Source organism: Mediterraneibacter butyricigenes, assembly GCF_003574295.1.
In the GTDB taxonomy this organism is placed as follows: domain Bacteria; phylum Bacillota; class Clostridia; order Lachnospirales; family Lachnospiraceae; genus Mediterraneibacter_A; species Mediterraneibacter_A butyricigenes.
In genome coordinates this window covers 2,767,423-2,781,329 of the sequence record NZ_BHGK01000001.1, presented here as the reverse complement: position 1 = coordinate 2,781,329, position 13,907 = coordinate 2,767,423, and the positions used below count along the sequence as shown (strand labels likewise).

Genomic DNA, 13,907 nt, shown 5'->3' with positions numbered 1-13,907 from the left:
CCTACCGGTTCCTTTCCTTAGCACTTCTCTGCAATTTCCATCAGGAGCCGTTCTGTGTCATCCCATCCAAGGCATGGATCTGTAATGGATTTTCCATAAGTCAGATTTTCACAGATGTCCTGTCTTCCTTCTTCAATATAACTTTCGATCATTACACCTTTAACCATCTGCTTGATTCCCGCGTCATAATTCCGGCTGTGCAGGATTTCACTGACAATTCGGATCTGCTCTTTATGTCTCTTTCCTGAATTGGAATGGTTCACATCCACGATAACTGCCGGATTCTTCAGATTGCGTTTCGCATACATTTCTTCCAGACGAGCCAGATCCTCGTAATGATAGTTCGGAATATTCTTTCCATATTTATCCACGCCACCGCGAAGGATTGCATGCGCCAGCTCATTTCCCTCGGTCTGTGCATCCCATCCTCTGTAAATGAAGTTATGCGGATGCTGTGCTGCTGTAATAGAGTTGAGCATAACGTCCAGATCACCGCTGGTCGGGTTCTTCATTCCTACCGGAATATCCATTCCACTGGCGGTCAGACGATGCTGCTGGTTCTCGACGGATCTTGCTCCTACTGCTTCATAGGACAAAATGTCATCCAGGTAGCTCCGGTTTTCCGGATAGAGCATCTCGTCTGCGGAAGTCAGACCTGTCTCTTTCATGACACGCAGATGCATTTTTCGGATCGCAATGATTCCGGCATAAAGATCCGGTGCCTTATCCGGATCCGGCTGGTGCAACATTCCCTTATATCCATCCCCTGTGGTACGCGGTTTATTTGTGTAAACGCGCGGAATAATCAGCAATTTCTCCTGCACTTTATCTGAAACCTTTTTCAGACGGTTTACATAATCACAAACTGCCAGTTCATTATCGGCAGAACACGGTCCCACCAAAACAAGAAATTTATCGGATTTTCCGGTAAATACATCCCGGATCTCTGCATCTCTTTTCTTCTTCAGTTCTTTTAATTCTTCGGTCATCGGAATTTCCTGTTTGAGGATTTCCGGCTTTGGCAGTTCATGGTTTAACTTCATTGACATTTTTCTTTCCTCGTCTTTCTGTATCTCTGTAACTTAAAAACACTTTCATTCTGTTTGGCGACCCGTACTTCCGGCAAAATCTGATCATGCCGCACACCCTGACTCATCACTTAACAAAAAAGACAGGGTGCAGCTGTGAACCACATCCTGTCCCTTATTTATCTTTCTTATATTACACTTTCTGCTCTCTTAGATCTGGTCGTCTTCGCTGAAATAATCATCAAAATCATCATCAAAATCGTCTTCGAAATCTTCCAGATAATCTGGAGTCAGGAAGCAATACACTGCATATGCGATTCCTGCAACTGCTGCCACTGCACCTAATACAGCAAGCACCCATACGATAATGTTTTTGCCCTTTTCCTCTTCTTTCTTGCGAAGCAGTTCATTGAGCTTGGTCTCTGCGATCAGTTCTTCTACTCTCTTGCTTACATTATCCATAATGTTCCCGTCCTTTCCTTCTTATGTCGTTCCACTTCTGTGGGCAGCTTTTTGTTTATTATACCACTTCATTTTTCAGATTACTACCACAACTCTGATATTTCACTATATTTTTTTACCGTCAATTTTTCCGATTACTCGCCGTGTCAGTCCCGTAATTTTCTTTCGCTTCCGCTTCCATGTTCCTGCCACTTTACCTGCCACGTTCCCGGCTACTGGACTTTCTTCAATTTGGCAAATGCAGCAAACATCTTTTTGCGTCCCACCTGGTCAAATTCCACGGTCACTTCGTAATCCCGTCCACCTTCCACAATCGACTGTACGGTTCCTTCTCCGAACTTGATATGACGCACCCGGTCTCCTTCTTTATAATCCAGTCCACCGCTCTTTGGTGTTCCAAAGGCTTTCCCCTTCTGGAAGCCCACTCCGCCTGCTCCATATGAATTATAAGGAGACTTATAGGAAGAAGCTCCTGAAAATGGCTTTGCCTGAAATGCTTTCTTTGCCTGAAAATATGGATTCTCTTTCTTTTCTTCCTGCTTTTTCTCGAACAGTCCGACTTTCTGTCCGGAAGACAACAGCTCCGACGGAATTTCTTTCAGGAAACGGGACGTTTTATTATACTGGGTCTCGCCACGTACCATTCTTCGCTGGGCACAGGTCATGGTCAGATCCTTCATGGCACGGGTAATTCCCACATAACACAGCCGACGTTCTTCTTCCAGTTCTTCCGGACTGTCGGCTGTAATCGTCATATAACTCGGGAACAGCCCGTCCTCCATTCCTGCCAGATAGACATAAGGGAATTCCAGACCTTTTGCACTGTGCAGCGTCATCAACACCACATAATCCGCATTTTCATCCAGACTGTCCAGATCAGCAACTAGCGCCACTTCCTCCAGAAAACCGCTCAAAGTCGGTTCTTCTTCACAGGAATCCTCATAATCCACCACTTTCGTGATCAATTCGTCGATATTTTCAATTCTGGCTTCTGCCTCTTCTTTTCCTTCCGCTTCCAGCACTTCTATGTAACCTGTTTCTTCGATAATCTCTTTCAGCAAGTCTGAGATAGAAAGTTCTTCCACACGAAGTTTAAAATGTTCGATCAGCGCCACGAAAGATTCCAGCTTGGACGCCCCTCTTCCGATATTCGGGATCAGATCCAGTCCCTGCAGTGCTTCATAGAATCCGATGTCTCTTGCCTGTGCAGACTCCTGCACCCGGTTGATCGTCGTCAGACCGATTCCCCGTTTCGGAACGTTGATGATTCGGCGCACCGCAAGATCATCCCTTCCGTTGTCAATGGTTTTTAAATACGCCAGAAGATCTTTGATCTCCCGTCTGGCATAAAAGTTTACGCCTCCTACGATCTTATACGGGATTCCCGCAGTCACAAATTTTTCCTCAAAGAGACGGGACTGTGCATTGGTCCGGTAAAGGATTGCATAATCCTGATAGGTTCCCATGCCGCTTCCGACCCGTTTCTTAATGTCTCCTACCACAAATTCCGCCTCATCATAGGCCGTGTCAAACTGACTGAAATGAATCTTTTCGCCTTCCTCATTTTCCGTCCACAGCGTCTTATCCTTTCTGCCCAGATTATGACGGATCACTGCATTTGCCGCATCCAGAATGGTTTTGGTCGAACGGTAATTCTGTTCCAGTTTGATCACTCTGGCATTCGGAAAGACCTGCTCGAAATTCAGGATATTCTTGATATTTGCCCCGCGAAATTTGTAAATGGACTGGTCATCATCACCCACGACACAAAGATTTTCATATTTGCCAGCCAGAAGACTTACCAGGCGGAACTGAACATTATTGGTATCCTGATACTCATCCACCATAATATAGCGGAACCGTTCCTGATACTTGTTGAGAATCTCAGGCTGTGTTTCAAAAAGCTGAACCGTTTTTAACAGCAGATCATCAAAATCCAAAGCATTATTGGCATGCAACTGCTTTTCATATTCCCGGTAGACTTTTGCGATCTTTAACTGATTAAAGTCTCCGCCCGCCTGTTTTTCAAACAGATCCGGAGTCAGCATCTCATCTTTCGCAGAAGAAATCACCGACAGCAGCATCCGTTCTTTATAAACTTTGGTATCGATTCCCACCTGACGGCAGACATCTTTCATCAGGGTCTTCTGATCATCTGCGTCATAGATCGTAAAATTGCGGTCATATCCGATATACTCAATCTCTCTGCGCAAAATCCGGACACAAAGAGAATGGAAGGTACTGACCCAGACATTTTCCGCCCCATATTCTACCAGTTTGTCTACACGTTCCCGCATTTCTCCTGCCGCCTTATTGGTAAAAGTGATGGCAAGGATATTCCAGGGATTCACACCCATTTCTTCTATTAAATATGCAACTCTGTGAGTCAGGACTCTGGTTTTTCCGGAGCCTGCTCCCGCAAGGATCAAAAGAGGCCCTTCGGTATGAAACACCGCTTCTCTCTGCTGTTCATTTAAGCTATCATAAATACTCATATTTTGCTCCTTTTCTTTCGCTAGATTTTATCATACCACAAGTCTGTGATATTTGGGGACAGAATTTAAGCAGGTCATGCAATTAATTGGAATCATTGATTTTCCCGGATTCCTCCATTATAATAGAAATAGTTTGTTCAAAAACGAATGTTAAAGGAGGACTTCCTATGGGAAAAATATTTAGATTTCACACCGATGTGGACACAGACCAGATCATTGCATCTCAGTATCTTCTGTTTCCGACCATCGATGAGATGAAACAGTATACGTTTGAATCTCTGGATCCGGAATTTGCATCCAAAGTACAGCCCGGAGATTTCGTAGTAGCCTGTGAAAACTTTGGCTGCGGTTCTTCCAGAGAGCAGGCCCCCAGCGTCTTAAAAGCCCTGGGTGTCAAAGCCGTGATTGCCAAATCTTTCGCCAGGATCTTTTACCGCAATGCCATCAACATCGGCCTTCCGGTCATCGTCTGCAAAGACCTCTATGATCATGTGAAAGATCAGGATGAAATGGAACTGTATTTAGAAGATGGAATCATCAAAGCCAACGGACAGACGTTTACCTGCACCAAACTGCCTGCGCAGATGCAGCAGATTCTGGATCAGGGCGGTCTGATCGCATCACTGAACAAGGAGGATTAAACGATGGGAATGACAATGGCTGAAAAGATCATCGCCTGCGCTGCCGGGGTAGAATCCGCCAAAGCCGGTGATATCCATACTGTAGAACTGGATCGTCTGATGAGTAATGACGGAACCACTCATCTGACCATCGATATGTATCATAATCAATTAAAACATCCGCAGATCAAAGACGTCAGCAAACTGGTCTGGATCGTGGACCACAACCTTCCGTCCGACAGTCCGAAGACTGCCGCTTCCCAGAAAAAAATGCGTGATTTTGCAAGAGAACACGGCATTACCTTTTACGAGGGAGAAGGCGTCTGTCATCAGGTCATGATGGAAAAACATGTCCGTCCGGGAGAACTGATCTTCGGTGCTGACAGCCATACCTGTGCATACGGTGCGCTCGGTGCATTTGGAACCGGAGTCGGATGTACTGATTACCTTTACGCCATGGTCACGGGTACATCCTGGCTCTTAGTTCCGGAAACCCTGCGATTCAACCTGACCGGCAAGCTCCCGGACGGTGTCTATGCCCGGGATCTGATCCTGACTATTATCGGAAAAATCGGTGCCAACGGTGCCAATTATAAAGCCATGGAATTTGCCGGAGAAGGTTTAAAATCTCTTACCATGAGCGACCGCATCTCTATCTGCAATCTCTGCGTAGAAGCCGGTGCAAAAACTGCACTGATGGAAGTCGATGAAATTGCAATGGATTATCTTCATGCTCACGACCGCGAACCGAAAGCACTCTTTACCAGCGATGAAGATGCCGTATTCGCCGAGACTTACGATATCGACTTAAGCACAATCCAGCCGATTGTTGCAAAACCACATTTCGTGGACAATGTAGTTCCTGCAAAGGAAAGCCTGGGTGTGAAAATTGACGAAGCATTCTTAGGCTCCTGCAACAACGGACGTCTGGAAGATCTCCGAGTCGGAGCAGAACTGATCAAAGGAAAGAAAGTGGCTCCGGAAGTCCGTTTCCTCGTAGTTCCTGCCAGCCGTCAGGTTTATCAGGATGCCTTAAAAGAAGGACTGCTCGATATCTTTATGGAATCCGGTGCCATCGTCATGAATCCGAACTGCAGCGTCTGCTGGGGAAGCTGTCAGGGCGTAATCGGTGAAGGTGAGACTTTGATCAGTACCGGAACCCGTAACTTCAAGGGCCGCGCCGGACACCGTGATTCTTTCGTCTATCTGGCAAGTGCCGCAACCGTAACTGCTTCTGCCATCAAAGGCGAGATTGCAACTGCTGATATGGTCTGAGATTTTCCATATATTACAGACAGAGAGGAAGAAAATTATGAGCGAAACATTTACCGGAAAGGTCTGGGTACTGGGTGACGACATCGATACCGACATTATCATCCCCACCGAATACCTGGCACTGAAAACCGTCGAAGATATGAAACCTTATGCCTTTTCACCGCTGCGCCCGGAAATGGCCGGACAGATTGAAAAGGGTGACATTATTGTTGCAGGCAAGAACTTTGGCTGCGGATCCTCCAGAGAACAGGCTCCGGAAGTGATCCAGGCTCTGGGGATCAAATGCATCATCGCAAAATCCTTTGCCCGCATCTTTTTCCGCAATTCCATCAACAACGGACTTCTCCTGATCGAGAATCCGGATCTCCATGATGCGGTAAAAGAAGGCGATACCATCGAAGTCACTGTCAACTCCTGTATCCATTACAACGGTCAGTCCTTCCCCATCACTTCTCTTCCGGAAAATCTGGTAGAGATCATCAATGCCGGTGGACTGGTCAAGGCCATGCGCCACCGTAATGGATTGGACTAACTTACAGGAGGTACAGTACATATGGGTGCTACAATCATTGAAAAAATCATTCGTAAAAATACAGGGATTGCCGACGCCAAAGCCGGCGATATCGTAACCACAAACGTAGACCGTGTGATGATCCACGATATCTTCATCCCGTTTGTTGCAGAAAAATTTGAAGAAATGGGCTTCACCAGACTGTGGGATCCAGACAAAGTGGTTCTGATCTATGACCATCTGGTTCCTGCCAGCCAGGTAGACGATACCCGTCATTTCCGCATCGGAAATGCATTTGTAAAAAAATATGGTATGAAAAACATCCATCGTTCCGACGGAATCTGCCATCAGTTGATGACCGAAGCCGGATACGTCAAACCGGGAGATGTGGTCTTCGGAACCGACAGCCATACCACAACTTACGGCTGTGTCGGCGCATTTTCTTCCGGAATCGGTTATACCGAGATGGCCAGTATCTTAGGAACCGGAGAACTCTGGATCAAAGTTCCGGAAACCATCAAAGTCACCATCAACGGAACCCTTCCGGCAAATGTAACCTCCAAGGATGTGATTCTTCGTCTCATCGGTGATCTTGGAGCCGACGGTGCCACTTATAAGGCATTGGAATTTGCCGGAGATACCGTGAAAAATATGACCGTTGCCAGCCGTATGACCATCGCAAATATGGCCATCGAAGCCGGTGCAAAATGCGCACTCTTCTCTCCGGATGAAAAAACGGCGGAATATTGTGAGATCGAGCTGAGTGAAGATCAGAAAAATCTGGTCGGAGATCCGGATGCTGCTTATGTGCGCGAAATCACCTACCAGGCAGAAGATCTGGTTCCGGTTCTTGCATGTCCCTCTCAGGTAGACAACATCAAGACCGTAGAAAGCCAGGCCGGAACAAAGATTGATCAGGTCTTCATCGGTTCCTGTACCAACGGACGTCTGGAGGATTTGCAAAGAGCAGCTTCTATCTTAAAAGGAAAAAAAGTGGCTCCTTTTGTCAAACTGATCGTGACTCCTGCCAGCCGGAAGATCTATCGCCAGGCTCTAGCAGACGGAACCTTGTTGACTCTTTCGGAAGCAGGTGCCATTATTACCCACCCCGGATGCGGGCTTTGCTGCGGACGCACCGGAGGAATCCTCTCCGACGGAGAACGTGTCGTTGCCACCAACAATCGGAATTTTCTCGGTAGAATGGGAACCTCTAAAGTCGAGATTTATCTGGCATCTCCTGCCACGGCTGCTGCCTGTGCCATTGCCGGAGAGATTGTAGTTCCGGAGTAATTCACTGTTTCAACTTCCGGGTCCTTTTAGGTTTCGATATCTTTCGGAAAATTTTCAACATCATAGAGAAAATCTGAAAATGTTTTCAAACCAAGGCGACCGGTATTTTTTACCGGTCGTTTGTGTTACAATAAACTACAAGAAAAGAAATTACTCAGGGAGGGACTCTATATGTCATTCGAAGGAAAAATTGCCGTTGTGACCGGTGCTGGAAGCGGAATCGGTGCTGGAATCAGCGAAGGAATTGCCAAAAGAGGCGGTAAAGTCTACGTCACAGATCTTCGTCTTGACGCCGCAACACAGGTTGCAGAAGATCTGAAAGCCAAAGGCTATCTTGCGGAAGCCATGCATCTGGATGTAACAGATGAGAAGGAAATCCACACCGTAGTGGAAGAGATCATCGCAGCAGAAGGTTACATCGATTTCTGGATCAACAATTCCGGGATCTCCATTATCACTCCATTTTTTAAACACACCGATGAAATCTGGGATAAGACCCTGAATATCAATCTGACCTCCCAGTTTAAATGCTGTCGGGAAGTCATTCCACACATGACCCCAGAACGTGGCGGCAGTATCATCAATATGTCCAGCCAGGCCGGAAAAGCCGGAACTGATGCTTATCAGGCTTACTGTGCTTCCAAATCCGGTGTCATCGGGCTGACCCAGTCCCTGGCCAGAGAGTTTGGACCGCAGGGAATTCGAATCAACGCCCTCTGCCCTGGAATTATCGTCACCCCGATGTGGGATCAGCAGATCGATGATTATGCCGCCAAACGGAACATCCGACCGGATGAAGTCATGGAACGATTCCGTGTCCGCATCCCGCTGAGACGTCTTGGAAGTCCGGAAGATGTGGCAAATGTAGCCTGCTTCTTATTGAGCGATGAGGCTTCTTACCTGACCGGACAGGCATTAAATGTCTGTGGCGGAGATGTGATGTATTGATGTATTAATCCTTATGCTTTCGTAAGCGGTTCCCGTTGTAACCTTTTGCGGAAAGATAATAGTTTTTATCAGCACGTTTTATCCTATTACTCAAATTTTGTTCGTTGATAAAGCTAAAAAAGGGACAGGCACTTTTGAGGAAATCTCTCAAAAATGACCTGTCCCTTTTTGATTATCTAACCCAATTCTTTCGCAAAAGGAATGCATAATTACGCCCCGATCACATTTCCTGTATACAGCTGATAATATTTGCCCATTTCCGCAATCAGCTGATCATGGGTTCCTCTCTCAATGATTCTTCCCTGTTCCAGAACCATAATACAGTCAGAATTTCTTACCGTAGAAAGTCGATGTGCAATGACGAACGTGGTTCTTCCATGCATCAGGCGATCCATACCGTCCTGCACGATCTGCTCTGTTCGGGTATCTATGGAACTGGTCGCTTCATCCAGAATCAAAACCGGCGGATCTGCAATCGCTGCCCTTGCGATGGAGATCAGCTGACGCTGCCCCTGGCTCAAGCTGCCACCGTCTCCTGTCAGAACCGTATCATATCCATTCGGCAGTCTTCGGATAAATCCATCTGCATTGACCAGTTTTGCTGCCCGAACGACTTCTTCATCCGTTGCATTTAATTTTCCAAACCGAATATTTTCTTTCACCGTTCCGGTGAACAAATGAGTATCCTGCAACACAATTCCAAGGGAACGTCGCAGATCCGGCTTACAGATCTTGGAAATATTGATTCCGTCATAGCGGATCTTTCCCTCCTGAATATCATAAAATCGATTGATCAGATTGGTAATGGTCGTTTTTCCGGCTCCGGTGGATCCCACAAAGGCAATCTTCTGCCCCGGCTGTGCATAAAGGTTCACATCATGGAGCACGATCTTCTTCGGGTCATATCCAAAGTCTACATCTTCAAAGACCACATCCCCTTTCAGCTCGATATAATCTACGCTGTCATCTGCCTGATGTACATGTTTCCATGCCCATCTTCCGGTTCTTTCTTCACATTCTGTGAGTGCTCCGTTTTCCTCTTTCGCATTGACCAGTGTGACATAACCTTCGTCTTCCTCTTCTTTTTCATCCATCAGACGGAAGATACGGTCTGCCCCTGCCATCGCCATAACGATTGCATTCAACTGCATACTGATCTGGTTGATCGGCATACTGAAACTTTTGTTAAAAGTCAGGAAACTTGCAAGTCCTCCCAGCGTAAAGCCGCCGATTCCGTTAAGAGCCAGGGCTCCACCTACCACGGCGCAGACCACATAACTGATATTTCCAAGCTGTGCATTTAACGGGCCAAGATAGTTTGCATAAGTGTTCGCCTTATCGGCACTCTCATAAAGCCTGTTGTTGAGTTCTTTAAACTCTGCAATTGCCTGTTCTTCGTGACAGAAGACCTTTACGACTTTCTGCCCATTCATCATTTCTTCGATATAACCGTTGACCGCACCCAGATTCTTCTGCTGCAATCCAAACTGACGTCCACTGATTCCGGCCGCTTTTTTCGATCCGGTCACCATGATCGCCACCATGATCATCGACACCACCGTCAACGGAATATTCAGGATCAGCATACTGACAAATACACTGACAATCGTTACCGCGCTGTTGATCAACTGCGGAGCACTCTGGCTGATCATCTGTCGCAAAGTATCGATATCATTTGTATAGACCGACATGATATCTCCATGCGCATGGGAATCAAAATATCGGATCGGTAATTTTTCCATATGAGAGAACAGATCATCCCTCATATTTTTCAAAGTTCCCTGGGTCACATTGACCATGATCCGGTTGTAAAGATAAGTAGAAATAACTCCGATGGCATAAAAGACTGCCACTTTTCCGATTGCATGTGCAAGCGGTGAAAAATTCGGATGGTCACTTAAAAGGAACGGTGTAATATAATCATCGATCAGATTTCGCATGAACATGGTTCCCTGTACATTGGCCAGGACACTTACCAGAATCAGGATCACCACCGCCAGACAATGCCGGCCATAATCACGGAACACGTAAGCTCCAAGCCGTTTCAACAGACCTAACTGCTCTTTTCCCAGCTTCTTTCCCTGTGGGACTCTTCGATTCATACCTGCCATCTTTACTCACCTGCCTTTTCATCAAAATCTCCGCCGCCTTTGGTCTGAGATTCATATACTTCCCGGTAAATAGTATTCGTTTCCATCAATTCTTCATGGGTTCCGAATCCATTTACCGTTCCTTCGTCCATTACAATGATATGGTCTGCATCCTGCACACTTGAAATTCTCTGGGCAATGATCAGCTTGGTCGTATCCGGAATTTCTTCCCGAAATGCCTTTCTGATCTTACTGTCCGTTGCCGTATCCACTGCGCTGGTACTGTCATCCAGAATCAGGATCTTCGGTTTCTTTAACAGTGCTCTTGCAATACAAAGCCTCTGTTTCTGTCCGCCGGACACATTGCTTCCGCCCTGCTCAATATGGGTTTCATATCCATCCGGAAATCTCTGGATAAATTCATCCGCACAAGCCAGACGGCAGACTCTCTCACACTCTTCCTTTGTGGCATGTTCATCGCCCCAGCGAAGATTTTCCAGAATAGTGCCGGAAAACAGCACGTTATTCTGCAATACCACTGCCACCTGATTTCGCAGTGCTTCCATATCATATTCTTTTACATTCCTTCCGCCTACCAGGATCTCCCCTGCTGTCACATCATACAGACGGCTGATCAGGTTAACCAGACTGGTCTTTGCGCTTCCGGTTCCTCCGATGATACCAATGGTCTCTCCCGACCGGATCGAAAGATTGATATTTTTCAACACCGGTTCACTGCTTCCGGCCTTGTAAGCGAAATCCACATGTTTAAATTCAATAGAGCCATTTTCCACTTCTTCCACCGGATGTTCCGGATTCTTCAGCGTGCTGCTTTCCGTCAGTACCTCTGCCACACGCTTTGCACTGGCAGAACTCATGGCAATCATCACAAACACAAAAGAAAGCATCATCAGACTCATCAGAATATTCATGCAGTAAGTCAGAAGACTCATCAGTTCTCCCGTGGTCAGTGAATCTGCCACGATCATCTTTGCCCCCAGCCAACTGATCAGAAGGATGCAGGTATATACTGCAATCTGCATCAGCGGCGCATTGTAAACCAGATTACATTCCGCTTTCACAAACAGCCGGTAAATGTTTTCCGATGCTTTTCTGAATTTGGAAGTTTCTTTTTCTTCTCTTACGTATGCCTTTACCACACGGATTGCCGATACATTTTCCTGAACAGATTCGTTTAACTCATCATACTTCGGGAAAATCTGATCGAAATACCGGGCAGCATGGGTCATGATAAAGGCTAGGATTCCTCCCAGAACAATCACGGTCACCAGATAAATGCATGCCAGTCTCGCATTGATGGCAAAGGACATGGCCATGGCACAGATCAGACTGATTGGTGCTCTCGTAAACATACGCAGAATCATCATATATGCATTCTGAATATTGGTCACATCAGTCGTCAGCCTTGTGACCAGACCGGCTGTACTGAAATGATCGATATTTGCAAAGGAAAATGTCTGGATCCTCTCAAACATTGCCTGCCGCAAATTCTTTGCAAATCCGGCGGAAGCCTTAGCTCCATACCAACCGCCTGCCATTCCCGCAACCAGTCCGATAAAAGCAGCCACCACCATAATTCCACCCACTTTGTAAATATGGTGAATATCCCCCGTCTCAACTCCTTTATCAATGATAGAAGCCATCAGAAACGGGATTACCGTTTCCATCAGCACTTCCAGAATCATAAACAGCGGAGTCACAATGGATGCGGCTTTATACTCTTTTACTTCTTTTAATAATGTACGAATCATCCTTTTTCCTCCTTCTTTTTGCACTCTTGTTCTATATTCTTTCTGATTTTTTCTACAACCGAAAGAAAGATTTCAATATCTTCTTTCTCGATTCCTCTCACGAGCTGCTTATCCAACCCGTCAATCACACTTTGCAGTGTCTCATGGGTTTTTCTTCCTTTTTCTGTCAGACGAACCCGTTTTAACCTGGCATCATTTTCCACAGATTCCCGATACACATATCCCAAACGTTCTAAAGCTTTCAACGTTCCGGTTACGGAAGATCTTCCCACCGAAAAATAATGTTCAATATCCTTCTGATAGATGGAATTCTCATCATTTTCATATAAATAACGAAGAAGCCACCCATGCATAAAACTCACTTCGTCTACTCCTGCCTTCGCAACACCGCAGCGAAGTCTCTTTGAAATTGTATGATCCAGCCTGTGGATCTGTAACCCGATCTCCGGTTCCTTCTTTTGTTTCTGTTCTCTTTCTTCCATCCTTTTTTCCTTATCTTTCATGAAATATAATTCCAAACCAGCCCTGACAATCGTTTCTTTCCCGCTCGCACCATTCCACCCACTTTCTACAGATTATTCACTGTAAATCATGCGCTGTGAATAGTTCATTCCAAAACAGTTCAGTTGTGAACTATTCGTTTCCGAACTATTTTATCACTTTTTTTTCGTTTGTCAATCCTATTCTTTTTCTTGCTATCTGGTTTTGAATACTATATAATGGCTATATTGAGGTGATTATATGAAGATAGACAGTAAAGATTTACTTAACAGTATCTTGGAATCTCTGGATCATTTAAACTATATTCCGCTGGATGAGATTCCAAATATCGATTTATATATGGATCAGGTCACAACATTTATGGAAAAGGGACTTTCTCCTACCAAACGCTATGAAGAAGATAAGATTCTGACCAAGACCATGATCAACAACTACGCCAAGAACAATCTTCTGCCCCCGCCTCTGAAGAAAAAGTATTCCAGGGAGCACATGATCGTTCTGATCTTTATTTACTACTTTAAAAATATTTTATCCATCCGGGACATTGAACAGCTTTTACAGCCTTTAACAGAAAAACATTTCCACACAGATGCACCTTTACAGATCGACCAGATCTATCAGGAAGTCTGTGAACTGGAGAAAATGCAGATTCCGGATTTGAAAGAAGAACTGCAGAAAATCTACCAGAAATCCGAAGAGTCTTTTTCAGATGCTCCGGATGAATACCGGGAAGACTTAAAAACTTTCTCTTTCATCTGCAGTCTGAGTTTTGATATTTATCTGAAAAAAATGATTGTGGAACGTCTTCTGGACGATCTGTCAGATTCCACGTCTAAGTAATAAAATAGCGAAAAAAGAGCCGCATATGCGACTCTTTTTTCAGGATTCTAACCTGCCATCCCCATTTTTCTTCTT

General features: G+C 45.6%; 12 protein-coding genes. 6 read left to right on the top strand and 6 right to left on the bottom strand.

Going from position 1 to position 13,907, the window contains the following annotated elements:
- Window positions 1–17: 17 nt before the first annotated feature.
- The 3 genes from KGMB01110_RS13590 to pcrA form a co-directional block, all read right to left on the bottom strand.
- A complete protein-coding gene (locus KGMB01110_RS13590; RefSeq protein WP_330508286.1) occupies window positions 18–1,073 on the bottom strand; it encodes a 3-deoxy-7-phosphoheptulonate synthase in 1,056 nt (351 codons plus the stop codon).
- A gap of 165 nt (window positions 1,074–1,238) precedes the next feature.
- On the bottom strand, window positions 1,239–1,490 hold the full coding sequence (locus tag KGMB01110_RS13585) for a hypothetical protein (protein WP_117602503.1): 252 nt from the start codon (window positions 1,488–1,490) through the stop codon (window positions 1,239–1,241).
- A 212-nt stretch (window positions 1,491–1,702) separates the two neighbouring features.
- The gene (gene pcrA / locus KGMB01110_RS13580) at window positions 1,703–3,985 is read right to left on the bottom strand and encodes a DNA helicase PcrA (RefSeq protein ID WP_119298886.1); all 2,283 of its coding nucleotides are present in this window, start codon (window positions 3,983–3,985) and stop codon (window positions 1,703–1,705) included.
- 167 nt (window positions 3,986–4,152) lie between these two features.
- Between pcrA and KGMB01110_RS13575 the strand changes: the two genes are divergently transcribed.
- The 5 genes from KGMB01110_RS13575 to KGMB01110_RS13555 all read left to right on the top strand — a co-directional run bounded on the left by KGMB01110_RS13575 (window position 4,153) and on the right by KGMB01110_RS13555 (window position 8,629).
- Complete coding sequence (locus KGMB01110_RS13575) at window positions 4,153–4,626, top strand: LeuD/DmdB family oxidoreductase small subunit (RefSeq protein WP_119298884.1); 474 nt, start codon at window positions 4,153–4,155, stop codon at window positions 4,624–4,626.
- 3 nt (window positions 4,627–4,629) lie between these two features.
- Window positions 4,630–5,880 carry a 3-isopropylmalate dehydratase large subunit gene (locus KGMB01110_RS13570; RefSeq protein WP_119298883.1) on the top strand — a complete coding sequence of 417 codons (1,251 nt, stop codon included), beginning with the start codon at window positions 4,630–4,632 and terminating at the stop codon, window positions 5,878–5,880.
- Between the two features lie 37 nt (window positions 5,881–5,917).
- Window positions 5,918–6,412: a LeuD/DmdB family oxidoreductase small subunit gene (locus KGMB01110_RS13565; protein WP_119298881.1), complete on the top strand. Its 495-nt coding sequence runs from the start codon at window positions 5,918–5,920 to the stop codon at window positions 6,410–6,412.
- A 21-nt stretch (window positions 6,413–6,433) separates the two neighbouring features.
- Window positions 6,434–7,681: a 3-isopropylmalate dehydratase large subunit gene (locus tag KGMB01110_RS13560; protein WP_119298879.1), complete on the top strand. Its 1,248-nt coding sequence runs from the start codon at window positions 6,434–6,436 to the stop codon at window positions 7,679–7,681.
- Between the two features lie 171 nt (window positions 7,682–7,852).
- Window positions 7,853–8,629: an SDR family NAD(P)-dependent oxidoreductase gene (locus tag KGMB01110_RS13555; RefSeq protein WP_119298877.1), complete on the top strand. Its 777-nt coding sequence runs from the start codon at window positions 7,853–7,855 to the stop codon at window positions 8,627–8,629.
- 209 nt (window positions 8,630–8,838) lie between these two features.
- On the opposite strand, the gene KGMB01110_RS13550 is transcribed toward KGMB01110_RS13555, so the two are convergent.
- From KGMB01110_RS13550 to KGMB01110_RS13540, 3 genes are read right to left on the bottom strand one after another with little or no spacing between them, the layout of a single operon-like run.
- Window positions 8,839–10,740 (bottom strand): ABC transporter ATP-binding protein, encoded by a 1,902-nt coding sequence (locus KGMB01110_RS13550; RefSeq protein WP_119298875.1) that lies wholly within the window; start codon window positions 10,738–10,740, stop codon window positions 8,839–8,841.
- 2 nt (window positions 10,741–10,742) lie between these two features.
- The gene (locus tag KGMB01110_RS13545) at window positions 10,743–12,491 is read right to left on the bottom strand and encodes an ABC transporter ATP-binding protein (protein ID WP_119298873.1); all 1,749 of its coding nucleotides are present in this window, start codon (window positions 12,489–12,491) and stop codon (window positions 10,743–10,745) included.
- Window positions 12,488–12,973, bottom strand: coding sequence for a MarR family winged helix-turn-helix transcriptional regulator (locus tag KGMB01110_RS13540; protein WP_117602608.1), 486 nt, complete (start codon window positions 12,971–12,973; stop codon window positions 12,488–12,490). The genes KGMB01110_RS13545 and KGMB01110_RS13540 overlap by 4 nt, the downstream gene beginning before the upstream one ends.
- 259 nt (window positions 12,974–13,232) lie before the next feature.
- On the opposite strand from KGMB01110_RS13540, the gene KGMB01110_RS13535 reads away from it, so the two are divergent.
- Window positions 13,233–13,832, top strand: a complete 600-nt coding sequence (locus tag KGMB01110_RS13535) for a DUF1836 domain-containing protein (protein ID WP_117602512.1) — start codon at window positions 13,233–13,235, stop codon at window positions 13,830–13,832.
- The last annotated feature ends 75 nt before the right edge of the window (window positions 13,833–13,907 follow it).